The organism is Alkalibacillus almallahensis (assembly GCF_011761495.1).
GTDB classification, from domain to species: Bacteria; Bacillota; Bacilli; order Bacillales; family Alkalibacillaceae; genus Alkalibacillus; species Alkalibacillus almallahensis.
In genome coordinates this window covers 127608-152242 of the sequence record NZ_JAASRU010000001.1, presented here as the reverse complement: position 1 = coordinate 152242, position 24635 = coordinate 127608, and the positions used below count along the sequence as shown (strand labels likewise).

Below are 24635 nucleotides of genomic sequence, written 5' to 3'. Positions count from 1 at the left end.
CCTCCTTATCGTTTTAAGTTTACTAGTTCTTGTAGAATTTCATCTGATGTTGTAATCACACGCGTATTGGCCTGGAAACCACGCTGTGCCGTGATCATCTCAGTGAATTCTTCAGATAAGTCAACGTTCGACATTTCTAAAGCACCAGCGTATAGGCCACCAGTTCCGCCTTCGCCAGGAGCAGTTAGAGTGTTACCAATAGCCGCAGCATCTTCGTCTCCCATTAGGCCTGCATTATCCGTTAGTGTGAAATTGTTACCGCCTGATTTTTCCAAACCACCAGGATTCGAGAAGTTGGCTAGAGTAATCTGACCAGCAATACGCGCTTGACCTGCTTCGTTGACATAATTCACGACACCGTCAGAAGAAATATCAAAGCTTTGCGCACCATCAGGGATTTGAATTCGACCAGGTGCACCTTCTAAATCAGTTTCTGGGTCTTCTGCAGTAGCATCAGTAGCATAATCACCAACTAAGTACTGTCCACTAGAATTAACAATATACCCTTGACCATCTAAATAAAAATTACCCGCTCTGGTGAAATTGATTTCATCAGGATTATCACTATTCAAGTAATTTATTGCATCATCACCGCCACCAGCTGAATTGGTACGGGTTGCTACAGCAAACATTCCGTCCCCTTCAATCGCTAAGTCTAAAGGGCGATTAGTTGTCTGTCGTGTACCTTGTGTATGAATATTATCGATGCTTCCGGTGTTAGACCCTAAACCAACCTGCATCGGATTCTGCCCACCTAATTGATCACCACCTGGTGCTGTTGCCCCTTGTGTGGTTTGACTCATTAAGTCAGCAAATGTTTGACGACCTTTTTTAAAGCCAAATGTATTGACGTTTGCAATGTTATTAGACGTTACGTCTAGTTTTTCCTGGAAACCACTCATACCAGATATACCTGTGTAAAATGAACGTATCATGTTTTATGCATCCTCTCTTTTTGTTCAGTTTATTAACTGCTTCTGTCGGTCAGCAGTTTGACGGCTTCCTTTCGGTCCAGCCGTTAATCTTCATTCAAAATAATTGTTCCATTAATATTCGTCAGTAATTGATTCGAAGCTTCAGATCGGTCCATTGCAGTGACAATCGTGTCATTTTTTGTACTTGCAACTAACACAGAATCGCGCATAACAATGGCTGATTCAGTAATCCCTTTCTGTTTGGCTTCGTTCATTTTTGATTCTATTTGTGACCATTGTTGATCACTAATATGAATCCCACGTTCATCCAAACGCTTTTGAGCATGTTTACTGACCTTAACTCCTTCATCGGCAACTTGTTGTAAAACTGACTTAAATGATTGATTTTGTGATGGTTCTGTTTTCGTTTTGTTTGGTAAAGGTAATGGCTGTTGATGATAAACTTGATTGATCTTATTCATTGGTGCCACCATCACTTCCTTGGTTGGATTGACCAATTTGAATGATTTGTGAAGCACTAACCTCATCACCATTTTCAAGTGTTAACGCTAAACCACTCTCACCTTTTCTAACCGATTGAACGACATCAGACTGTTCGACAACATTCCCTTCATCATTCGTTGTTTCATAATGGACAGATTGACCAATTAAATTAGACATCTGTAAGAAGTCTGAGTAACCTTGGTTTTGAGTCATTTGTTCAATACTATCTGCCATCTTTGTTGATTGTTCCAACTCAGTAAAGGTTGCCATTTGTGCTACGAAGTCTTTATCCTTCATTGGATCTAATGGGTTTTGGTTTTTTAATTGTGTCATTAAAATTTCTAAGAATGCGTCTCGCCCTAAATCTTGCTTACCTTCTTGCTTAATGGGTTGCTGATTTTGGGATTGTAGCATTAAAGATTCATCAATTTTCATTATTCCACCTCCTCACTGACTAAAAAGTCTTGGAATGACAGAGGTTGTTCTATTTCTTCTTCCTCTATGTCACCTAACTGGTCTTCTTCAAACAGTTGTCCTTCCTGTTCTTCTTGTTCAGCCTGTTCGTCATTCATATGTTGTTTCGTGAAATCAGTATTAGCTTGATCAACACTTCGTTGTTCGATTACCACTTGGTTGGGTTGGAACATATGTCGCAATTGGTTGATGTTACTTTCTAACATTTCGCGAGCTGCTTGTGACATCACAGAGATTTTAACGCCCATTTGACCATCTATTTGCATAAATTGCAAGGTCATTTGGCCTAAGTTTGCAGGTTTCAATTGGATCGTTAAATTTTGTGCCCCATTAGCTCTACCAAAATTAGAAGATTGAATAATTCTTTGTAACTGCTCAATCATCTGTTGCTGGCTACTCATATTACTCGTCGATTGCTGACCATTTGCACGCGCTAAATGAATCGTAAACTGTTCTAATTTAGACATTTGATTTTGATCGCCAAATAATTGATCTAAACGTGCAGCTGACATGGATTGGTCACTTGTTTGATTATTTAATAATTGTGTAAGTGACTGACGAATCGCTGCAACATCTTGTCTGTGTTGTACCGATGGTTGATTCAAGTTTTGTTGATTAATTTGTTGTTGTAATTGCTGTAATAATTGCTGCCATTTATTAGATGATCCTGACTGTTGATTAAACGTCATATTCTGTTGTTGGCCAAATAATGATGCGATCACACGAGCTAATGCTTGTTCCGTTTGTTGTACTTGATTTTGATTGCCAGTCGTTAAAGAATCAATTTGTTGTAGGTTAATAGCTGGAGCATTCATCAATAGCTGACTGACTTCCTGTTGTTGTATGGATTCAAGGATTTGTTGAAGCGAATCCTCATTTAAAGATTCCAAATTCACCTGATCAAGCTCACTTACCAAGGATTTAAATTTCTCTAGTGATAGACCTAATTGCTCTAAGCTTAGATTATCGGTTGATTCAATTAAATTTGACAGGTCTTTTTTACTTAATTGACTTAAGTCAACATCTGATTTTGACTGTAATTGTTTTAATGAATCTAATAGTTTTCCTAATGATTGTGATTGATTACTAGGATCAAGATTCGTCATCTGATTATGTGTTTCTAATAGTAGCTTTCCTAAAGCATTTAAATCATCAACGTTTAGTTGATTCATAAAGGAATTAGATTGACCCATAAGCTGATTGATTGTGTTCAATAACTTTGTTGTGTCTTCATCAGAAAGACTTTCAACTACCTTAGTGATATCACCATCTTCGGATTGTAATTCTTCTTGAACCTTCTCAACAATTGATTTAACTTCACTTTCAGACATTGTCTGATTTTTTTGTTCAATGCTTTGAGAACTATGTCTGCTTGATGCACTATCATAAGCATTTTTAAATCCTTGTCCACTCGGAGATTTTACATTAGCATTATTCATTATTGGTTGGCTTTGAGCTGTTGGCATCATAGCTACGAGTCCATTCATTTTTTCACCCCCTTTCAAAAGGTTAAAATTAATTATTCACCATTTGATCTTTGGACTAGTGCATTAGACAGGGTCGCTGCTAATTCTGCGTCCATCTCTGCGAGAATTGTTCCGCGCTCGCCATCATTCATGCCTTCTAAAATATCAAGTACAACCGATTGTTCCATATTGGCCATAACACTTGCTGCATTTTCCTCATTCATCTCAGTAAAAGAACGCGCCAATTGTGATATTGATTCTTCTCGACTTGCTTGTGTTTCCTCTTGAGATTCTAATTGCTCCGTTAACTGATTAATTTCATTAGACAATTCTTCTATTTCTTGATCTTTTGTATTAATCGTTGCTTCTAACTCATCAATAGTCGCCTTTTGATCTTGAATAGTTGCTTCATGATTAGCAAGCTGTTGTTCTTGTGTTTCTTCTTCAGGCGTTGAAACAAAAGAACCAACAACCGGCATTTGACTACCATACTCTTGAGCTTTTTCAATCGGATTAACACCTGCAAATGTTGAAATAATTAAGACCAAGGTTATCGCAAAGATAACGGGAATAATAATAACAAATAGAAACCATTGAAATTTACTTGTATTTGTTTCTTTATTTTGATCCATAGCCATACGATCACCTTTTATTTCGCTCTAGAATAATGCTGTACTGCAATTTCATCTAAGAATTCTGACTCTGCTTGTTTATTTAATTGGTTTTGTTTTTCTTTTTTATTATCTATGATTTTATTAATTTTCTTTAATTCTTGATGAGCAGCCTGTACAGCATCCTGTTTCTTATACATGTTCAACCTTGCTTGGTGAACTTTCTTCTGAAGATCACTTTCTTGGTCTTGAATTAAATTGAAATAATTATAATAACTCGTCATCCAGTCGACTTTTATTCCTGATGTCATCTGATTATCTAATTGTTTTTCTAAACCTTCTTTAGATTTGAGTAATTCATACAACTTATTAGCTTCAGTCTCAAAGTGATCTACAGCGCGGTTATAATTCGATCGTGCATCATCTAATTCTTGTTCACGAACTTGATAAAGTTTTTGAAACGTATTTAGATCATTCATGAATTATCACCATTTTTAAATAGATTTTGTAATTGTTGATAACTTTCTTCAGCCGTTACTGCTTCATTCATTGATTGGGATAGAAACTTCATAATTCTTGGGTAATAAAAGATAGCTTCATCCACTTCCGATGATGATCCTTTTTTATAGGCACCTATTTGAATCAGTTCACGATTTTCTTCGTATGTAGCTAATAATGATTTAACACGGTGAGCAAGCTGTTGGTGCTCTTGATTAACGATTTTAGACATGAGTCGACTTATTGATTTCATAATATTAATCGCCGGATATTGTCCTTGTTCAGCAAGCTGACGGTCTAAGACTAGATGACCATCTAACAGTCCTCTTACAGCATCAGAAATAGGTTCATCTAAATCATCTCCATCGACTAAAACAGTATAGAAGGCTGTGATACTTCCTCGTTGATCAGGCCCTGTACGTTCTAATAGTTGTGGAAGTAAAGCAAAAACACTTGGCGTATACCCTTTTGTTGTAGGTGGTTCGCCACTAGCTAACCCAAGTTCACGTTGTGCCATCGCAATTCGTGTAATCGAGTCCATCATCAAGTTGACATGATAGCCCTGGTCACGAAAGTATTCAGCAATAGCTGTAGCAGTACTAGCACCCTTAATACGTTGTAACGCCGGCTGATCTGAAGTGGCGACAACAACAATCGATCGCTTTAATCCTTCAGGTCCTAAGTCATGTTCAATGAACTCTCGTACCTCACGACCACGTTCGCCTAATAAAGCAAACACATTAATTTCTGCGTCACTATTTTTAGCTAACATTCCAAGCAAGGTACTCTTACCAACACCACTACCTGCAAAAATACCTATACGTTGCCCTTTTCCTACAGTTAAGCAACTATCAATGGCTTTAATCCCAGTTGATACAACCTGGTCAATTGGCGTTCTAGAAAGAGGGTTAGGTGGTTTCTGTTCTATATCAAATGATGTAAGATTACCTGATAAAGGTTGTTCATCTATTGGTTCACCTAATCCGTTTAATACTCTACCTATCAATTCTTCTCCTACTTGAATATGAGGTGTACGATGGGTGGATTCTACTAAACTATCAGGCCCGATTTTATTCGTTTGCTCATATGGCATAAGTAAGACATTCTGATCTTGAAATCCTACTACTTCAGCCTTGATTGCATCACCTTGCTGACCAGTATAGATAAAACAAACATCACCAATATTTGTCTCAGGTCCTTTCGATTCGATCAGCAGACCAACACTTCTGTTCACTCTTCCATATCGTTTAACTGTGTTAGTTTGTTCAATTTGATTTAAGATACTTTCAACGACCATAGTAAGATTATCTCTCCACTTCATTAAGTAAAGTCCGTTTTAACTCATTGAGTTGAGTATCAATCGATGTATCAATTTGACCTTGCTCAGTTTCAATAACACAACCAAAGTCTTTAATAGATTTTTTAGGATAGATCGATAGAGTTGAATAATTATTAAGCATTGCTTGTAGTGATGCTTTATAATCTAACACCATTTGATATTGGTTTACATGGACATATACTTTAATTTCTGGCTGGTCTGATACTTCTTCTATTGCCTCTTGAATAATTGGCATCAACCTTGATTCGTCTTCTTGCAAATGTTGGTGAACAATTTTTTCTGAAGCTTTCATGGCAATCAATAAAATTGTATCTTCTGCAGATTTAATATGTTCGTGATAATCAAGGTTCGCCTTTTCTATAACAGAATTTGTTTTATCAATTAATTCATTATATTGAGCTTCACCTTGCTTTTCACCTTTTTGAAACCCTTCTTGATAGCCTTGGTCATGAGCCTGTTTATAAGCTGTTTGTTTCTCCTGTTCGAATTGCTCTCGTTCTTGATTGACTTGACTATAGGCGTCGTTAATTATCTGTTCCGCTTGTTGTTTCGCATCTGCTAGTTTTTTTTCTGCTTCTGCTAATTTTTCATTAAGAATCGCTTCTGTATCAACTTCATGATCATCATTATGTATTTCAGGTTCTTGTTGAACCTGAACGGGTTTTAATTGAATCGTTTTATGTTCATTACTCTTTGAAGAACGGTAAAGATTAGACAATGATATCGTCACCTCCACCACGTGCGATAACGATCTCACCCATCTCCTCTAAGCGGCGGATCGTACCAACGATACGTGTTTGAGCCTCTTCCACATCCTTCAATCGAACAGGACCCATGATTTCAATTTCTTCTTTCATCGTTTCAGCCATTCGATTAGACATATTATTAAATAATGTTTCTTTAACTTCATCACTTGCCACTTTGAGTGATAACATTAAGTCTTCATTCTCAGTATCGCGAATTACACGCTGAATAGCACGATTGTCTAGGGTCACAATATCTTCAAATACAAACATACGTTTCTTAATATCTTCTGCTAACTCAGGATCTTGTACTTCTAAGTCATCTAAAATCGTACGTTCCGTTGTACGATCAACGCTATTTAAAATGTTGACAATAGACTCAATTCCACCTGCTTCAGCATAATCATCTGTTACTGTCGTGGATAGTTTTTTCTCGAGTAAATGTTCAACCTCATTAACAATTTCAGGAGATGTTGATTGCATGACAGCTATTCGTCTTGCTATATCTGACTGAGATTCCTCAGGTAAATTTGATAAAATTTGGGATGATTGTTCAGCATCTAAATACGATAAGACTAAAGCAATTGTTTGAGGATGTTCATTTTGAATAAAGTTATAGATTTGACCAGCATCTGCTTTACGTGCAAAATCAAATGGTTTGACTTGAAGTGAAGTGGTCAAACGATCGATAATCTTACCAGCTTTATCATCTCCTAATGCCTTTTCGAGTACGGTCTTTGCGTAGTTAATTCCGCCTTGAGCAATGTAATCTTGAGCGACAGCTATTTGATGAAATTCATCCATAATGTCGTCTTTTTGTTCTGAATCCACTTTCTTTACAGATGAAATTTCGAGGGTTAATTGCTCAATTTCTTCTTCAGTTAAATGTTTATAAACCTCTGCAGACACATCTGGCCCTAAAGAAATGAGGAGTGCTGCCGCTTTTTGTTTTCCAGATAAATCTTTCTTCTGAGCAGTCATATGACGCCTACTCCCCCTTTAATCATCAATCCATGAGCGAAGTAACTTAGCGAAATCTTCTGGTTTATCTTTCGCCATTTGTTCAAGTTGTTTTCGTCTAACATCAGATTCTGTTTCTTCTCGTTCTAGTGTATAATCTCGTTCTTCTTGGGTGACTCGTTGTTCAACAACTTCATCGACTTCTTCGTTTTGATTGCGTCTTCTTAGTAGAATGAATAGTAGAATAACAACAGCTAAAATCAATAAAGCTCCAGCTATATACATCCAAGTTGGAATCCCTGCGCCACCTGATTCAAATTCAGGTGCACCAGAAAATTCTTGAAATACAATTGAATATTTGTCTGCTGGGTCAAACGTTTCTTCTTCACCTGGGATCGATGTTTCAACAACTGTTGATAGAATCGATTGAACATCTTCTTCAACAGCCACTTGTTCTTCTTCAGTTAATTGCACCGTTTCCCCTGTTTCATTCTCAATAGTATTATCAACTGCCACTTGAATACCTAAATCTCGTATTTCATAAGGGCTCTCTACAATCTCATTACGGACACGATTGAACTCATTATTAATTGTTTCTTTAACATTCTCATACTCTGAAACTTCTTCTCCGTCTTCTGTAACAGCGGGTAATTCAGGTATATCACCTTCACCATCAACCATGTTTCCTCCGTCATAACCCGTATAAGTTTCGGTTACACGTTCAACACTGACAGGTAGTCCTTCCATTGTTTCCATATCAACTGGTTCGACCAGTTGCTCGACTGTGTTCTCTTGAGAGAAATCTATATCAGAAGTAACAGAAACAACGACTTTGTTTTGTCCCATCATCGTCCCTAGCATTTTCTGGACTTCACGTTGAATATCTTGTTCAATATTATCTTTAATTTGTTGATTTTCAGCATATGTACTACCAGTACCAGTTCCAGAACCTTCTAAGTCATAATAGTTAAAATTTTGATCCATAATAGCAATGTTTTCAGGTTTAAGGTTTGGTACAGCTTTTGAAACCATGTGATACAAACTTTGCACTTGACTTTGATCAAATGAGTTTCCGTAGCCTGTATTAATCGTTACTGAGGCTGATGCTTCACCTGTTTGATCTGCAACAAAGACAGATTCTTCAGCTTCATTAATTAATACATTCGCCTCTGAAATACCTGAAATACTCGTGATCAAATTGGATAACTCTGTTTGTAAAGCATCACGTTCGATAATCTGTCTTTCTTCATCAGTCATACCCCAAGAGACATTATCACTAAAAAATGAGTAGTCAATATTTCCACTGTCTGGAATCCCTTGGGCTGCTAAATCAACAACCAACTCATCAGATTGTTCTTCAGGGACAAGGATTGTTGTCCCTCCATCCTCTAGTTCATGTGGTACGCCTTGAGATTGTAATTCTTCTCGCAAACTCCCAGCTTCCTCTACCGTTAAATTGCTGTATAGAGGAACCATATTCGGTGAACTTGCAAATAGGGTCAAAGAAATGATCAGTACAATAATCCCCAAAGTACCTGCAAGGATGAGTGATTTCTGAGGAGTTGTTCTTGTTTTCCAAAACTCTGTTACTTTATTTCTATATGTCTTTATTGTTTCGTTCATTGTAGTCCTCCGACTCTCAGAAAATCTTCATCAATTGGTTATTTTATAGTTGCATACGCATGACTTTGTTATAAGCTTCTACAGCCTTGTTTTGTACTTCAGTAGCTGTTTGCAAAGTTACACTAGCTTTTTCCGCCGCGATCATAACATTATGTAAATTATCAGCTTCACCATTCACAAGAGCATTTGTTTGCTGATTAGATGCTTGTTGTGTTTCATTCACTTGATTAATCGCGTTCTTCAACTCTTTGGCAAAGTTTTGTTGAACATCACTTGCACTAACTGTGTTATTTTGTTGAGTTTGTTGCTTAGCCATCTCACCAGTTGCTTGGGTGAAAAATTGTGGATCTATCGGTTTCATTTAAATCACCTTACCTTCCGATCTCTAACGATTTCATCATCATCCCTTTTGATGCATTTAATGCCGTTACATTTGCTTCGTACTGACGGGATGTCGACATGAGCTCAAGCATTTCTTCTAATGGGTTAACATTAGGTTTTTGAACATAACCTTCTTCATTCGCATCAGGATGTGATGGATTATAAACTTGTTGAAAAGGAGATGGGTCTTCCTCAACCGAATTAATACGGACCCCTCCACCAGGGTTGTCACTTCGGTTTAATGATTTTTGTAAGAATGAGTCAAAACTCGCACCTCTCGATTCCTGGGAAACAATTTTACGACGATACGGTTCCCATTCACCATCTTCATTCATTTCAGCACGAGTTGTATCAGCATTGGCAATATTTGACGATACAACATCCATTTTAAAACGATTAGCTGTTAAAGCACTTGCGTTCGTATTCATACCTGAAAAAATACTCATGATTTATCTACCTCCTACGACGGACTTAAGTGAACTGAATTTACCGTTAATTCGTTCAGTTAGCGCTTCATAATACAGTTGATTTTGTGCTAATTCATTCATTTCTTTATCAATATCGACACTGTTTCCATTATGGTTATATGTCGTATTTTGTCTAGAAGTCACATTAAATGATGATTCCTGATCAGAAAAAGGAATATGTTGTTGCTCAGTACGTTTTGCTTCAAAACTTGCAGCATTTAAATGATCCTTAAAATTTACATGTTTAGCTTTGTAACCCGGGGTATCAACATTTGCAATATTATTCCCAATAGTTTGATTCCTAGCTGAAGAATAATTAAGTCCTTGCTCTAAGTTACTAATCGTTTGACCAAATAAACTCAATCGACCCCCACCTTTCCTTTTAAATTTTCGAATTAATATGTATTGTCGCATTTCCTTATATTATTGCATAAATTCTCAAAAAATAACACAGAGTTTCGCTCAAAAATTTTTATATTTTGTCGATATTAATAGATTGGGTTCTATAGAACTAGTAAAAAAATACTATATTTTAACTAAAAAAAGGATAGCTGATTTTGATCAGCTATCCTTTAGTCTTAGTTTATAGCATATTGACTTTTTCTAATTCTACTAAGAATTTGTCATTTAATACTTTAATATACGTTCCTTTCATTCCTAATGACCGTGATTCAATGACGCCTGCACTTTCTAGCTTACGTAATGCATTCACAATCACTGAACGTGTAATACCTACACGATCTGCCACTTTACTAGCTACAAGCAGTCCTTCGTTTCCTTCTAATTCATTAAAGATGTGTTCAATCGCTTCAAGTTCACTATATGATAATGAATTGATTGCCATTTGAACAACAGCTTTACTGCGAGCTTCTTCTTCAATTTGTTCAGATTTTTGATGTAAGATTTCCATGCCTACAACCGTAGCACCATATTCAGCTAATAAAAGGTCATCTTCTTCAAAAGATTCTTCGATTCGACTTAGAATAAGTGTCCCTAGTCGTTCACCGCCGCCAATAATCGGCGTAATTGTTGTTAAACCATTTTGAAATAACTCTTTGTTTTCAACTGGGAAAGCTGTGTACTCACTATCAATATCAATATTGGCTGTTGTTTCTTGAATACTAAATAAATTGTTTGTATATTCTTCTGGGAACTGGCGCTCTTCTAACATCGTTTTCATTCTTTCGTTTTCAATCTCTTGTTTAATAGCAAAACCTAATAACTTACCTTTACGACTCAATACAAAGATGTTCGCTCCGATCACATCACGCAATGTAGCAGACATGTCGTTGAAGTTAACGGCTTTCCCTTGTGTTTTTTGAAGCATTGCGTTAATCACGCGTGCTTTTTCTAATAAATTCATCTTTCATTCCTCCTAGATTATAAGATATATTCAGATAGATCTTTATTTTTAACGATGGAAGATAACTTGTCATCTACGTAAGGTGCTGTAATCTCGATTTTTTCCATCGTGATATCTGGTGCCTCAAATGATAGGTCTTCTAATAATTTTTCCATTATAGTGTGTAGACGTCTTGCACCTATATTATCTGTTTCCTGGTTCACTTCGAACGCAATTTCAGCGATCCGTTCAATTGCTTCTGCCGTAAACTCAACACGAATACCTTCTGTTTCAAGAAGCGCGGTATATTGTTTGATAATCGCATTAGACGGTTCCGTTAAGATGTTGATAAAGTCTTGAACAATTAGCTTATTCAATTCAACACGAATCGGGAAACGACCTTGTAATTCAGGGATTAAATCAGACGGTTTCGCTGTATGAAATGCTCCAGCTGTAATAAATAACATGTAATCCGTTTTAATTGCTCCATACTTGGTCATAATCGTGGAACCTTCAACGATTGGTAAGATGTCACGCTGAACACCTTCTCGCGAAACATTCGCTTGTTTATTATCTTGACCACAAACTTTGTCAATTTCATCAATAAAGATAATGCCCGATTGTTCAGCTTGCTCAATAGCCTTCTGGTGAACTTCATCCATATCGATTAATTTTTCTGCTTCAGTCTGAGTTAGGACTTCACGAGCATCTTTAACAGGTAGTTTTCGCTTTTTGGTCTTATTCGGCATGAACTGACTGAGTGCATCTTGCATATTCATACCCATTTGTTCCATACCCGAACCTTGTAACATGTCAAACATTGACGATTGTTGTTCTTCGACCTCAATGGTCACTGTTTCATTTTCTAGTTGTCCTTGATCAAGTTGCGTTTTTACTTGTCGGCGTTTATTCGCATAATTTTCTTGTTCTTCAGCGTCTTCTTCTGGCTGTTGTTGCTGCTGATTAAACAACATTTCTAATGGATTTTTAGAAGCTTGATTTGATTGCTTTTTCTTACCGCCAACAAGTAAGTCTACTAATTGTTCGTTAGCGGCTTCACGCGCTCTAGTCTGAACTTCTAGCATCTTTTCTTCTCGTACCATGCGGACGCTAGTCTCAACAAGATCACGAACCATTGATTCGACATCTCGACCAACATAACCAACCTCTGTAAATTTAGTCGCTTCTACTTTAGAAAATGGTGCCCCAACTAACTTAGCTAAACGACGAGCTAATTCTGTTTTACCAACACCTGTTGGGCCAATCATTAGAATGTTTTTCGGGACAATTTCATCTCGCATCTCTTCAGATAAATTCATCCGACGATACCGATTTCTTAATGCAACGGCTAAAGCTCGTTTAGCATCAGTTTGACCGATAATATATTGATCCAGTTGGTCTACAATTTGTTTAGGTGTTGCTTTTGTACTCATTAATGAGAATCTCCTTTATTGTCTAGTGTCTCTAAAATAATTTCGTCATTGGTATAGACACAAACTTCACTTGCAATTTGTAGAGCGGCCTGCGCAATATTTGCTGCGGATTGATCTTCAGAATAACGTTTTAATGCACGCCCGGCACTTAAGGCATAATGACCTCCTGAGCCAATCGCTAAAATATCATCATCTGGTTCGATCACTTCACCCGTCCCTGAAACTAGCAACATTTGATCTTCATTCATGACAATCAACATTGCTTCAAGGCGACGTAACACTTTATCGCTTCGCCATTCTTTGGCTAATTCAACTGCAGAGCGACTAAGATTACCATTATACTGTTCTAACTTAGCTTCAAACTTTTCGGATAATGTAAAAGCATCAGCAACTGAACCAGCAAAGCCAGCTAAAACTTGACCATGATATAATCGTCTTACTTTTTTAGCTTTATGTTTCATAACGACAGCATTACCAAATGTAACTTGTCCGTCGCCTGACATTGCAGCTTGACCTTTGTGGCGCACTGCAAAAATCGTTGTAGCATGAAACGATTGTTCCATTTTATCCCTCTTTCACTACGCTCGTGGATGAGCATTGTTATAAATGTTTTGTAAATAATCCTTGGTAACATGGGTATAAATTTGGGTTGATGACAGACTTTCGTGTCCGAGTAATTCTTGGACTGAGCGCATATCTGCACCTTGATTTAGTAAATGCGTTGCAAAAGTATGCCTTAACTTATGGGGATGAATAGTACTTGTTATAGCGGCACGTTTCATCATTTCATTTAAAATATAGCGTACACCTTCGTCAGTTAAAGGATCACCTCGGTGATTCAAAAACACATAATCAGACGTCTCATTCGCTTTATCGGCTAATTCAATTCGACCATCATGTAAGTATGTAACTAAGGCGTCTTCAGCATACGCTCCAAATGGAACATAACGCTGCTTCTTTCCCTTCCCTTGTACTAGAACTGTTTTTAAGGAAAAATCGAAATTGTCTTTTTTCATTTGAACAAGTTCACTCACACGAACACCTGTCGCATAAAGCATTTCGACAATGGCTTGATTTCGTTGACCAAGTGGTGTACTTACATCTTCAGTTTCAAACAATTTAGCTAATTCTTCCTCATAAAAAAATTGAGGTATTTTCCGGTCACGCTTAGGTGATGAAACATACTCGATCGGATTAACACTAACAAAGCCTTCTTTCTCTAAAAATGTATAAAAAGATCTCAGGCTTGATAATTTACGTGAAACCGATACTCGAGAAAGACCTTCTTCGTATAGTTCCGTTAAATAGATACGAAGATCGGACTGTTTAATCTCAGAAAATCCATCAATCTGTTCTTTCGTGATAAAGCGAGAGAATTGATCTAAATCAGTCATATACTGATCAACCGTATATGAGGATGCATGACGTTCTACCACTAGAAATTGTTTGAAATCATGCAATAGCTTTTCTGACGTCACAAAGACCCCTCCCCCTTAGCTTTACCATTTAAAATTTTATCAAACTTTTCAAAATAATACAACAATTTTCACATTGTTGTCACTTTTTGCTGAGCACCGTCATTTCAATTATGAAGCTTACTCACCAATAGCAAATTTTAAACGAAGTGAAATTGTGTGTCAATTTAAAATACTTAACTATTTTCATCTTTCACAATTTGTTTGAAAAATATACAAAAAAAGAGCTAACGAATAACGTTAGCCCCTCATATTATGATTGTTCAGTTTCGCTATAATCACATTCTGTACATTTAACTTGTGTGCTTTTCTTTTGTTTCTTTTCAACCATTAACGAGGCACATTTTGGACACGGTCTTTGAATCGGTTTATCCCAAGAGATGAACTCACACTCAGGATACTGATCACATCCGTAAAACGTACGATTTTTCTTACTTTTACGCTCTACAATACTACCTTTTTCGCAACGCGGACAATCAACACCAATCTCTTTCAAGATTGGCTTAGTATTGCGGCAATCAGGGAAGTTCGAACATGCCATGAACTTACCGTATCGTCCCATCTTATAAACCATTTCGTGACCACATTTTTCACAGTTTTCACCAGCAGGTTCATCTCGAACTTCAATTTTTTCGATTTCTTCTTCTGCCTTTTCTAAGCGTTTTTCAAAATCTTGATAGAAGTCATCAATGATTTTTCGCCACTCTTTTTCGCCATCTTCTACACTATCTAAATTGTTTTCCATATCTACTGTAAATTGAACATTAATGATTTCAGGGAAATATTGTTCTAATAAATCAATGACGATCGTTCCAAGCTCAGTTGGAACAAAGCGACGATTATCTAAGGCGACATACCCTCTACGTTGTATAGTATCTAAAGTCGGCGCATAGGTTGATGGTCGTCCGATTCCTTTCTCCTCAAGTGTCCGAACTAAACGAGCTTCGGTATAGCGTGGAGGTGGTTGCGTAAAGTGCTGATTAGGTGTAATATCCTGCGCTGTTACTTGATCTCCTTCTTCTAAAGGAGGCAACATTTTCTGTTCATCTTTCTTTTTATCATCTTGACCTTCGACATATACTTCCATAAAGCCTTTGAATTTAACTTGAGATCCTGTCGCGCGGAATTCTACCCCGTTATTCATAAGATGCGCTGTCACGGTATCAAGCACGGCTGGTGCCATCTGACTAGCCACAAACCGTTCCCAAATCAATTTATACAACTTATATTGATCATTAGATAACTTGGGCTTGATCGTTGTTGGCTCTTTATGAATAGCTGTCGGTCTGATTGCTTCGTGCGCATCCTGAGAACGTTCATCATTTTTAGCTTGTTTTTGTTTCCCAAGATGAGACTGACCAAACTTCGCTTCGATTAATTCAGCAGCTTCATTTTTAGCTGTATTAGATATACGAGTTGAGTCTGTACGCATATAAGTGATTAAACCTGTCGTTCCATCTTTACCACCTAAATTTATACCTTCGTATAATTGTTGAGCAATCATCATCGTCTTTTTAGCTCTGAAATTCAATTTCCGGAAAGCTTCCTGTTGTAATGAGGAAGTGGTAAAAGGTGAAGATGGATTTCGTTTACGTTCACGTTTATTCACGCTTTGAACGTCAAATGTTTCTCCATCTAGTCTGTTCAATATTTTTTGTACATCTTCTTCATTTTTCAGATCTGTTTTTTCACCATCAATTCCATGAAACTTGGCTTCGAATTTTTTCTTTTTATGAGTAAACTCTGAAGTAATTGACCAATATTCTTCTGGCACAAAATTATTAATTTCATTCTCACGATCAATAATCAGTTTAACGGCAACAGATTGAACACGACCTGCACTTAATCCCTTTTTGATTTTCTTCCATAATAATGGACTAATATTGTAACCGACGAGACGATCTAATACTCGACGAGCTTGTTGAGCATTGACTAAGTCCATGTCAACCTCTCGTGGTTCTTTAAACGATTCTTTAATGGCTTCTTTCGTAATTTCATTAAAAACGACTCGACATTTCGCGCCTTCTTCAATTCCTAAACTGTGGGCAAGATGCCACGCAATGGCTTCACCTTCACGGTCAGGGTCGGCTGCGAGATAAACTTTTTTAGCTTTTTTAGCTGACTTTTTTAAATCATCTAATACTGGCCCTTTTCCTCTTATCGTAATATATTTCGGATCATAATCATTTTCTACATCGACTCCCATCTTACTTTTTGGTAAATCGATGACATGTCCCATTGATGCTTTAACTTTGTATTTTTTGCCTAGATAACGTTCAATTGTTTTGGCCTTTGCGGGCGATTCTACAATAACTAGATAATCTGACATGTTTGATGCCTCCTACGAGGTGATTTCGTGTGTTTACGTCATATTATAGTTGTCAAAATGGTATTTGCATTAATCGCTTGTTCTACAAATTCACCTTGCATTATAATCTCATTCATTATTAAATAACTTCTATGCATTTGTCAAACGGTTAAACGAAAAAATGTTCGACAATGGATATCTAAACGCTGTCAAAAAACATGGTTTTGATTAAATTTTAAAACATTTTTGGGGAATATAATCATTTAAGTTTGAGGAAGTGGATGGTTGTCATTCATCCATGATCCTGAAGATAAATATGAATGAAGTTGTTCAGGTGTTGTAACGGGGACAGCACCCTCGTTCAATAAATGATGGCAGCCTTGTGCTTGCGGTAAAAAGATACTATCTGGGATAACATATACTTCTTTTCCTTGTTCTAAAGCTTGGTCTGCTGTAATCATCGTGCCACTACGCTCCGTCGCTTCAACAATCAACGTCGCAGTAGATAAACCACTAATCAAACGATTTCGTTCAGGAAAATGCCATTTTTGGGGTTTTGTATCTGGGGGATACTCTGAAAGGATTAAGCCTTTATTAGCAATTTGTTCATATAATGGACGGTGTGATGCTGGATACATATAATTAAAACCAAATCCTAGTATGGCAATCGTATTACCATTTTGATTCAATACGTATTGATGACTCAAACTATCTATGCCCTTTGCCATCCCACTAACAATTGACCATGTTTCGGTTAAAAGTGGTTTAAGCATATAGGAAATCTTTCGCTCGGCATATTGGGAAGGTTTTCGTGAACCAATAACACTTAATTTAGGAGTGTTTAATAAAGAGAGATCACCTTGATAATATAAGATTAATGGTGGGTCTGGAATATGGCGAAGTGATTCGGGGTATGTTTGATCAAACCAACTAATAACTGGCTCAGAGCAAAATTGTTGCCATAACTTTCGCTTAAAGGGGTCGCTGTGGATTAATTGTTGTAATTTTGTTGAATGATCATGAGAAATTCTCAATAGTTGTGAGAGTTCTTTAGGGTTAGCTAATAATAATAAATCAAGCTCATAGTTTTCGAGGAGATAGCGTGATAGGTTCTTCCTTTTAACGAGGCGGGTTTGTAAAATAAGATAAAGTAAAAACGTTTGTTTTTTAGTCACATAACAACACTCCTAACCTATGGATAAAAATCGAGTTGGGCAACACGATCATGCGCCCAACTCGTTATTACATATTAATGAGTTTTACACTTGTCATAAAGATTGTTTTCCTTTAATGTTTCAATCATTGTTTCGCCAATGACAGCTGGAGTTGACGCAACACTAATGCCACAATCATTCATAACACGAATTTTCTCTTCAGCAGTACCTTTACCACCTGAGATAATCGCACCTGCGTGACCCATACGTTTTCCTGGAGGAGCAGTTGCACCACCGATGAAGCCTACAACAGGCTTGTCCATATTAGCTTTGATCCACTCTGCTGCTTCTTCTTCAGCTGTACCGCCGATTTCACCAATCATAATTACAGCTTCTGTGTCAGGATCTTCATTGAAAGCTTTAAGTGTATCGATGAAATCTGTACCATTCACTGGGTCGCCACCAATACCAACAGCTGTTGATTGACCAAAGCCATTTTCAGATAATTGATGAACCGCTTCATACGTTAATGTACCTGAACGGGATACAACACCGATGTGACCTTTTTTATGGATGTAACCAGGCATAATACCAATCTTACATTCTTCTGGTGTGATTACACCAGGGCAGTTTGGTCCTACTAAGCGCGTTTTCTTCCCTTCCATATAACGCTTCACCTTAACCATGTCTTGTACCGGAATATGTTCCGTAATACAAATAACTAGATCAAGTTCAGCATCAACCGCTTCCATGATTGCGTCAGCCGCAAACGGAGCAGGTACGTATACAACAGACGCGTTCGCACCTGTTTCTTCAACTGCTGAATCTACTGTATTGAATACAGGTACACCTTCTACTTCAGTGCCACCTTTTTTCGGTGTAACACCTCCGACGATTTGCGTACCGTAGTCAAGCATTTGTTTCGTGTGGAAAAGGGCTGTTCCACCTGTAATACCCTGAACAATTACTTTTGTGTCTTTATTAATAAAAACGCTCATTTTCGTCCGTCCTTTCTTATTTTACTAGAGATACAATCTTCTCAGCACCGTCGGCCATTGAATTAGCAGACGTGATATTTAAGCCTGATTCGTCTAGAATCTTCTTACCTTGTTCTACGTTTGTACCTTCTAAACGAACGACCAACGGAATCTCTAAGCCGATTTGCTTCGTAGCTTCAACAACACCTTCAGCAAGCACGTCACACTTCATAATACCACCGAAGATATTAACGAGGATGCCTTTAACGTTGTCATCGGACAAAATGATCTTAAATGCTTCTGTTACTTTTTCAGCTGAAGCACCACCGCCAACATCTAAGAAGTTAGCTGGTTCGCCGCCATGGTGTTTAATGATGTCCATGGTTGCCATTGCAAGACCGGCACCGTTAACCATACAACCGATATTACCATCTAGGGCAATATAACTTAAGTCATGTTTAGATGCTTCAATTTCTTTATCATCTTCTTCATCTAAGTCACGATAATCAACAACGTCTTTTTGACGGAATAATGCGTTGTCATCAAAGTTTAATTTCGCATCAAGTGCAAGAACTTCACCATCACCTGTTGTTACAAGTGGGTTAATTTCTGCTACTGAACAGTCTTTTTGAACAAATACGTCATACAAGCTCATCATGAACTTAACCGCTTTGCCTAAGTACTCTTCAGGGATATTAATATTAAACGCTAAACGACGTGCCTGATAAGGCATAAGTCCTGTCACTGGATCGATTACCTCTTTGAAAATCTTTTCAGGTGTCTCAGCCGCTACTTCTTCAATCTCAGTACCGCCTTCTTCTGAGCCCATCATAACAACACTAGAGGTTGCACGGTCCATGACAACACCGATATAATATTCGTTTTGAATGTCACAGCCTTCTTCGATTAGTAACCGATTAACTTCTTTACCCTCAGGGCCAGTTTGGTGAGTTACTAATGTACTACCTAAAATTTCATTCGCGTGTTCACGAACGTCATCTAAGCTTTTAGCGATTTTTACACCGCCTGCTTTACCACGTCCACCAGCGTGAATTTGTGCCTTTACAACAGTAACATCTGAACCTAACTCTTTAGCCGCTTCGACAGCTTCATCAACTGAAAAAGCAACTTTGCTGTTAGGTACTGCCACGTTGTAAGAACGGAAAATTTCCTTCGCTTGGTACTCATGAATGTTCATGTTACATCCTCCCATCAAAAGTCACTACAATATACTTAATTAATTAAAACCACACTTCTATCATTATACATGAATTGTGTCGTAATCAAAAGAATCTGTCACATTTTTATATGGTTTTTTAGTATTTTTTGTCTAATTGATAAATGAATACAAATACTTCGGCAACAGCTTGGTATAAATCTTCTGGAATTTTCTCATTTATATTAAGTTCACTCATTAAATTCATGAGCGCTGGATCTTCGTATACAGGAACATCATGATCTGTTGCGCGTTCCAATATTTCATCAGCTACTAACCCTTTACCTTTAGCAACGATCTCTGGTGCATCGTCTGACGCTTCATTATAGCTTAATGCCATAGCTTCCTTGCGTTTATAATTTTCAGTCATACGCGAAAATCCACCCCTTTATAAGACGACTCAACAGATTCTTCTTGTTGAATATCTGGATTTTGTAGCTGTTTTTCGATCGGTTTTACTTGTATTTGATTGAGTTCATACTGTTTATCTCTTAAATTCAATTTAAGTGTTTCAGTCAATCCATTAACTAAAGGTTCCAACTCTTTAGGATTCTCATGATAGATATCTAGTGAGACTTCACCTTGTTTAACCCGCATATCTAAAACCGTTTGTTCAAGATTTGGTAAATCTAAGTAAAACATAACACGACAGTTCTGGGGGTGAATGGACCCATCCGCTTGGCGTTGGCCTTCAAAGTCCATCCATAAATCCTCATTCAAACCTAACATTTCCTTCGGTAACTGAGCAGAAAATTGCATCCAATCTTTCGCTGTATCTTGCATAGATAGATGCATGGCTTGCAAAACTTGATTCATTTGCCCGAATGACTCTTGTCCTGTCTGCGCAAAAGTTGCTTGTAGTAATTGACCCATACCTGGATAATCTTGACGTACCATTTGCGCTTGTACCATATCCTGCTGATTGAACATAGCTTGTAACTGTTGCATGACTTGGTTAAATGACGCGGATTGTTGAGGTTGAGTCAACAATTGCTGCATCATATTATTTAAAACTTGCATAGCACGCGCATCTTGTTGTGTCATTGACTGAGCATTAAATTGAGCTAGTTGTTGCATTAATTGCTGTCCATTCTCACTACTTAATAGTTGCTGTACTTGAGCGGGTTGGTTTTGATTAACAGCTTGCAGAACTTGTTGCAGCATTTGTTGATTAGGTTGAGATAATTGGTTTTGTACTTGGGCTAATGCTTGTTGCATTCGATTGGTGGCTTGATGATCTTGTTGTGTCATATTAAAAAATGTTTGAAACTGATGCATCATTTGTTGCATATTAGTTGGTTGTGATGATTGCATGACATTTTGCCAGATTTGAAGCCCACGACTTTGTTCTGAGGTTAATTGATTTCCTAACAATTGGTTTAAGTTCTGCATCAATTGTTGACCAGAATCACTATTTAATAATTGCTGAGCCTGTGTGCCTTGATTTTGATTTAAAAACTGAACTAATTGTTGCATTGTTTGTTGATTAGTCGATGATAAATTCGATTGCACTTGATTAAAGACAGGTAATTGTGTCACATTTTGCAGGAAATTCAATCGTTCTGTTCCTGCCTGTTGAAGTTGACTTAATTGATTCATAAACGATTGCATTAACTGCTGTGTTTTTAGCCCACCTGGTAACTGTTGGTTCGCTAACTGCTGAAAACCGGATTGCACTTGATCTGCCGTTAAATTATAAGGTAAGGTCAAATTGGTTGATGTTGCTGCGCCACTTGAATCGATATTAAATGTGATCTGATTGTTTAAAGCCCAATTAGACCATGTACTAGACCATTGAGCAAATGTCGTTTGCTGACCAATGACACCAGCTTTTTGCAACATTTGAAACGTTGTCTCAGATCCACGTCCGATTTCAGATAAAATTTGATGAGTTAATTGTGCCATCATTTGTTGATTTGATATCTGGTTTCCACTAAGCGCTTGTATGTATAAACTTAACTGCATTTGAGCATTCGTCAATTGACTAGACCCGCCCAATTGACCTTGCATTTGCGACAATGTTTGTTGGACAGAAAGAGGATTATTAATTCGTTGATCCACTGCTTTAAATGTCTGTTCAGTTAAAGGGAACTGTCTGGTGAGCATTTCACGTAATACCGTTTGGGCATCATGACTTTCACTTCGGGCTAAAGATAATAATGTTCCTACATTTTGCTGGCTGACAGGAAGTTGTTCCCGCAACATCTGAGCAAGCATTGTCGTTTCTTGCCGACTTGCTTGTTGATGACTGGCGTTTAACAATGTTCTAGCAGCATCCATGGGTGAACGAACTGGTTCTTCACTGACCACTTGTAAGTGAAGATTAGGATTTGTGCGATTCACTTGTAATAAATAGTTTTGATTGGACTGTAAATTAGCATTTAATTGAGCGACTACTTGTTGCTGCCCTAATTGAACGGCTGCCTTATTATCAGGGAAAAACTTCATCACACGTCCAGACACAACTTGACCTTCACGTAAATTGACCTGGTTTGAATTTGCCTGTCCCGTTCGAATTGATTGAAACACTTTATTTACTTCAGCCATTAATATTCACGCCTTATATTTTTCATTATTAAACGTCAAAGTTTATACATATGACGTTACCGGATTAAATGATCGTCGGTGAAGTGGTGTGGGTCCGTGTTCAGATAATGCTTGTAAATGATTAGTTGTTCCATAACCCATATTACGGTCAAATTTAAAATCAGGATATGTATGAGCTGCTTCTACCATCATATTGTCACGTGTCACTTTAGCTATAACACTTGCAGCAGCAATCGATATGCTTCTTTGATCACCTTTCACCAGTGATTGCTGAGGGCACGACAACTCCTCAAGTGTCATCGCATCTAACAGGCAATAATCAGGCTCTTGATTCATATCATTAATCGCTTCTTGCATAGCTTGTTTTGCTGCTTGATAGATATTAATTTGATCGATTCTATTCGCATTGACTATACCGACACCAACAGCAATCGCATTATCCATAATTGCTTCATAATATTGCTTTCGTTTTGGTTCAGAAAGTTGTTTTGAATCATCAATTCCGATTAGTGAGGAATCAAACGGATCTAAAATGACAGAAGCGGCTACTACTGGACCAGCTAGTGGCCCTCGTCCCACTTCATCAACACCTGCTATAAACCGGTAACCATTTTGATACTGTGTATCTTCGAATTCCTTCATCTTCTCGAACTTAACCTTTAATTGTTCTTGCTTTTCAATCCGTTTATCATATTGATTGATTAGTTTCTGTACACCCGAGCGTGTATCTTCCCTTAATAAGGCTAATTGTTCACTTGTTACCTCATCTGATTCTACCATCGTCTTAATATGACGAATGGTTAGTTGACTCACATCCACCACAATCGTCTCCTTTATTTCTATATCGACATATTTCAATAAATTATAAGTTTAAATATGGTCAAAAGTTATACGACCTAAATGACCTTGTCGTAAGTCTTTAATAATGACATCTGTCACTTGATCATAATCAATATTCCCACCTGACATTAAGCAACCACGTTTTCTGCCAATAGTATCAAACCATTCAACTATATCTTCACTTTCTAGATTCAGGCTTGGATAACGTTGAGTTAATGCGTCAGGATAATGATTTTTCATCGTATTTAAGATATAGACCGCAATATCATCTAAATACAAAATTTGATCTTTAATCGTACCAATTGCTGCTAGTTTATAGCCTACCTCTTGTTCTTCAAACTTTGGCCATAGAATTCCTGGAGTATCTAATAATTCGAATTCACCTTGAATTTTAATCCATTGTTGTTTCTTAGTAACACCTGGTTTATCTCCTGTTTGAGCTTGTTTTTTACTGGCCAAGCGGTTAATAAGGGTTGATTTACCAACATTAGGAATACCAATGATCATAGCTCGTAATGAACGGGGATTAATCCCTTTATTACGTCTTCTTTCATTAACCTGTTCACTAATTTGTTTGGTTTGCTTCACTATTTGTTTGATATCATCTTGGTTATTAACATCAACAGCGAGTGCATAGTGCCCTTGTTGTTGAAAATGATTAATCCAGCTTGTAGTTAGCTCTTGATCAGCCAAATCTTTTTTCATCAATAATATCAATTTTTGTTTCTCTTGAATGACATCTTGAAGCATTGGATTTTGACTTGAATATGGTACACGGGCATCAACCAATTCAATTACAAGGTCTACGAGTGACAGTTGTTCTTCTACTTCCCGTTTCGCCTTTGCCATATGTCCTGGAAACCATTGAATCGCCATACCATCACCTCATTAATTAATTTTATACTTAGTATACCCTTTACGTGTCAGGTTGTCTTTTAATTTGTCGTAAAAAAATAGAGCTTGACGACGTAAGCGCCAAGCTCTGTTTGTTTCTTCTTATACCTATCGTCTTTCTGGGATACGCGCTGCTTTACCACGTAGATTACGTAGGTAATAAAGCTTCGCACGACGTACGCGACCACGACGAGAAACTTCAATTTTGTCAACACGAGGTGAATGGATTGGGAATGTACGCTCAACGCCTACACCGTAAGAAATCTTACGCACTGTAAACGATTCGTTGATTCCACCACCACGACGTTTAATGACAACACCTTCAAACACCTGAATACGTTCGCGGTTACCCTCGACAACTTTAACGTGTACTTTAACTGAGTCACCAGCACGGAATTCAGGTACGTCTGTACGTAGTTGGTCCTGTACGACCTGTTCTAAAATCTGTTGCATATTTGTTCACTCCTTC

General features: G+C 37.5%; 26 protein-coding genes. All 26 read right to left on the bottom strand.

What is annotated here, in order from left to right; all coding sequences use genetic code 11:
• Nucleotides 1-5: 5 nt before the first annotated feature.
• Nucleotides 6-935 carry a flagellar basal body rod protein FlgG gene (gene flgG, locus FHR85_RS00790; RefSeq protein ID WP_167260059.1) on the bottom strand — a complete coding sequence of 310 codons (930 nt, stop codon included), beginning with the start codon at nucleotides 933-935 and terminating at the stop codon, nucleotides 6-8.
• A gap of 83 nt (nucleotides 936-1018) precedes the next feature.
• Nucleotides 1019-1396 (bottom strand): TIGR02530 family flagellar biosynthesis protein, encoded by a 378-nt coding sequence (locus tag FHR85_RS00785; protein WP_167260057.1) that lies wholly within the window; start codon nucleotides 1394-1396, stop codon nucleotides 1019-1021.
• Nucleotides 1389-1853 carry a flagellar hook capping FlgD N-terminal domain-containing protein gene (locus FHR85_RS00780; protein WP_167260055.1) on the bottom strand — a complete coding sequence of 155 codons (465 nt, stop codon included), beginning with the start codon at nucleotides 1851-1853 and terminating at the stop codon, nucleotides 1389-1391. The genes FHR85_RS00785 and FHR85_RS00780 overlap by 8 nt, the downstream gene beginning before the upstream one ends.
• Complete coding sequence (locus FHR85_RS00775; protein ID WP_167260053.1) at nucleotides 1853-3379, bottom strand: flagellar hook-length control protein FliK; 1527 nt, start codon at nucleotides 3377-3379, stop codon at nucleotides 1853-1855. Before FHR85_RS00775 ends, FHR85_RS00780 begins: the two co-directional genes overlap by 1 nt.
• A gap of 32 nt (nucleotides 3380-3411) precedes the next feature.
• Nucleotides 3412-3990 (bottom strand): MotE family protein, encoded by a 579-nt coding sequence (locus FHR85_RS00770; RefSeq protein WP_167260051.1) that lies wholly within the window; start codon nucleotides 3988-3990, stop codon nucleotides 3412-3414.
• 17 nt (nucleotides 3991-4007) lie between these two features.
• Nucleotides 4008-4448: a flagellar export protein FliJ gene (fliJ, locus tag FHR85_RS00765; protein WP_167260049.1), complete on the bottom strand. Its 441-nt coding sequence runs from the start codon at nucleotides 4446-4448 to the stop codon at nucleotides 4008-4010.
• A complete protein-coding gene (fliI, locus tag FHR85_RS00760) occupies nucleotides 4445-5764 on the bottom strand; it encodes a flagellar protein export ATPase FliI (RefSeq protein ID WP_167260504.1) in 1320 nt (439 codons plus the stop codon). Before fliI ends, fliJ begins: the two co-directional genes overlap by 4 nt.
• A gap of 7 nt (nucleotides 5765-5771) precedes the next feature.
• Nucleotides 5772-6524 (bottom strand): flagellar assembly protein FliH, encoded by a 753-nt coding sequence (gene fliH / locus FHR85_RS00755; protein ID WP_167260047.1) that lies wholly within the window; start codon nucleotides 6522-6524, stop codon nucleotides 5772-5774.
• Nucleotides 6517-7530: a flagellar motor switch protein FliG gene (gene fliG / locus FHR85_RS00750; RefSeq protein ID WP_167260045.1), complete on the bottom strand. Its 1014-nt coding sequence runs from the start codon at nucleotides 7528-7530 to the stop codon at nucleotides 6517-6519. Before fliG ends, fliH begins: the two co-directional genes overlap by 8 nt.
• Nucleotides 7531-7548: 18 nt before the next feature.
• Entirely contained in the window at nucleotides 7549-9132 is a 1584-nt protein-coding gene (gene fliF / locus FHR85_RS00745; RefSeq protein WP_167260043.1) for a flagellar basal-body MS-ring/collar protein FliF, read from the bottom strand.
• A gap of 43 nt (nucleotides 9133-9175) precedes the next feature.
• Nucleotides 9176-9448 carry a flagellar hook-basal body complex protein FliE gene (fliE, locus tag FHR85_RS00740; protein WP_481731103.1) on the bottom strand — a complete coding sequence of 91 codons (273 nt, stop codon included), beginning with the start codon at nucleotides 9446-9448 and terminating at the stop codon, nucleotides 9176-9178.
• A gap of 55 nt (nucleotides 9449-9503) precedes the next feature.
• Nucleotides 9504-9959: a flagellar basal body rod protein FlgC gene (gene flgC / locus FHR85_RS00735; RefSeq protein WP_167260039.1), complete on the bottom strand. Its 456-nt coding sequence runs from the start codon at nucleotides 9957-9959 to the stop codon at nucleotides 9504-9506.
• A 3-nt stretch (nucleotides 9960-9962) separates the two neighbouring features.
• The gene (gene flgB, locus FHR85_RS00730; protein WP_167260037.1) at nucleotides 9963-10343 is read right to left on the bottom strand and encodes a flagellar basal body rod protein FlgB; all 381 of its coding nucleotides are present in this window, start codon (nucleotides 10341-10343) and stop codon (nucleotides 9963-9965) included.
• Nucleotides 10344-10563: 220 nt separating this feature from the next.
• Complete coding sequence (gene codY / locus FHR85_RS00725) at nucleotides 10564-11343, bottom strand: GTP-sensing pleiotropic transcriptional regulator CodY (protein WP_167260035.1); 780 nt, start codon at nucleotides 11341-11343, stop codon at nucleotides 10564-10566.
• 17 nt (nucleotides 11344-11360) lie between these two features.
• A complete protein-coding gene (gene hslU, locus FHR85_RS00720; protein ID WP_167260033.1) occupies nucleotides 11361-12755 on the bottom strand; it encodes an ATP-dependent protease ATPase subunit HslU in 1395 nt (464 codons plus the stop codon).
• Nucleotides 12755-13318, bottom strand: coding sequence for an ATP-dependent protease subunit HslV (gene hslV / locus FHR85_RS00715; protein WP_167260031.1), 564 nt, complete (start codon nucleotides 13316-13318; stop codon nucleotides 12755-12757). Before hslV ends, hslU begins: the two co-directional genes overlap by 1 nt.
• A 15-nt stretch (nucleotides 13319-13333) precedes the next feature.
• Nucleotides 13334-14233: a tyrosine recombinase XerC gene (xerC, locus tag FHR85_RS00710; RefSeq protein ID WP_167260029.1), complete on the bottom strand. Its 900-nt coding sequence runs from the start codon at nucleotides 14231-14233 to the stop codon at nucleotides 13334-13336.
• A 250-nt stretch (nucleotides 14234-14483) separates the two neighbouring features.
• Nucleotides 14484-16559, bottom strand: a complete 2076-nt coding sequence (topA, locus tag FHR85_RS00705; RefSeq protein WP_167260027.1) for a type I DNA topoisomerase — start codon at nucleotides 16557-16559, stop codon at nucleotides 14484-14486.
• 242 nt (nucleotides 16560-16801) lie between these two features.
• Nucleotides 16802-17713, bottom strand: coding sequence for a DNA-processing protein DprA (gene dprA, locus FHR85_RS00700; RefSeq protein WP_341770912.1), 912 nt, complete (start codon nucleotides 17711-17713; stop codon nucleotides 16802-16804).
• A 74-nt stretch (nucleotides 17714-17787) separates the two neighbouring features.
• A complete protein-coding gene (gene sucD, locus FHR85_RS00695; RefSeq protein ID WP_167260025.1) occupies nucleotides 17788-18690 on the bottom strand; it encodes a succinate--CoA ligase subunit alpha in 903 nt (300 codons plus the stop codon).
• A 16-nt stretch (nucleotides 18691-18706) separates the two neighbouring features.
• The gene (gene sucC, locus FHR85_RS00690; RefSeq protein WP_167260023.1) at nucleotides 18707-19867 is read right to left on the bottom strand and encodes an ADP-forming succinate--CoA ligase subunit beta; all 1161 of its coding nucleotides are present in this window, start codon (nucleotides 19865-19867) and stop codon (nucleotides 18707-18709) included.
• Between the two features lie 118 nt (nucleotides 19868-19985).
• A complete protein-coding gene (locus FHR85_RS00685) occupies nucleotides 19986-20255 on the bottom strand; it encodes an EscU/YscU/HrcU family type III secretion system export apparatus switch protein (RefSeq protein ID WP_167260021.1) in 270 nt (89 codons plus the stop codon).
• Nucleotides 20252-22432, bottom strand: coding sequence for a DUF4175 domain-containing protein (locus FHR85_RS00680; RefSeq protein ID WP_167260019.1), 2181 nt, complete (start codon nucleotides 22430-22432; stop codon nucleotides 20252-20254). The genes FHR85_RS00685 and FHR85_RS00680 overlap by 4 nt, the downstream gene beginning before the upstream one ends.
• A gap of 42 nt (nucleotides 22433-22474) precedes the next feature.
• Nucleotides 22475-23245, bottom strand: coding sequence for a ribonuclease HII (locus FHR85_RS00675; RefSeq protein WP_167260500.1), 771 nt, complete (start codon nucleotides 23243-23245; stop codon nucleotides 22475-22477).
• Between the two features lie 57 nt (nucleotides 23246-23302).
• Nucleotides 23303-24148 carry a ribosome biogenesis GTPase YlqF gene (ylqF, locus tag FHR85_RS00670; RefSeq protein ID WP_167260017.1) on the bottom strand — a complete coding sequence of 282 codons (846 nt, stop codon included), beginning with the start codon at nucleotides 24146-24148 and terminating at the stop codon, nucleotides 23303-23305.
• Nucleotides 24149-24274: 126 nt separating this feature from the next.
• Nucleotides 24275-24619 (bottom strand): 50S ribosomal protein L19, encoded by a 345-nt coding sequence (gene rplS / locus FHR85_RS00665; protein ID WP_167260015.1) that lies wholly within the window; start codon nucleotides 24617-24619, stop codon nucleotides 24275-24277.
• Nucleotides 24620-24635 lie beyond the last annotated feature (16 nt).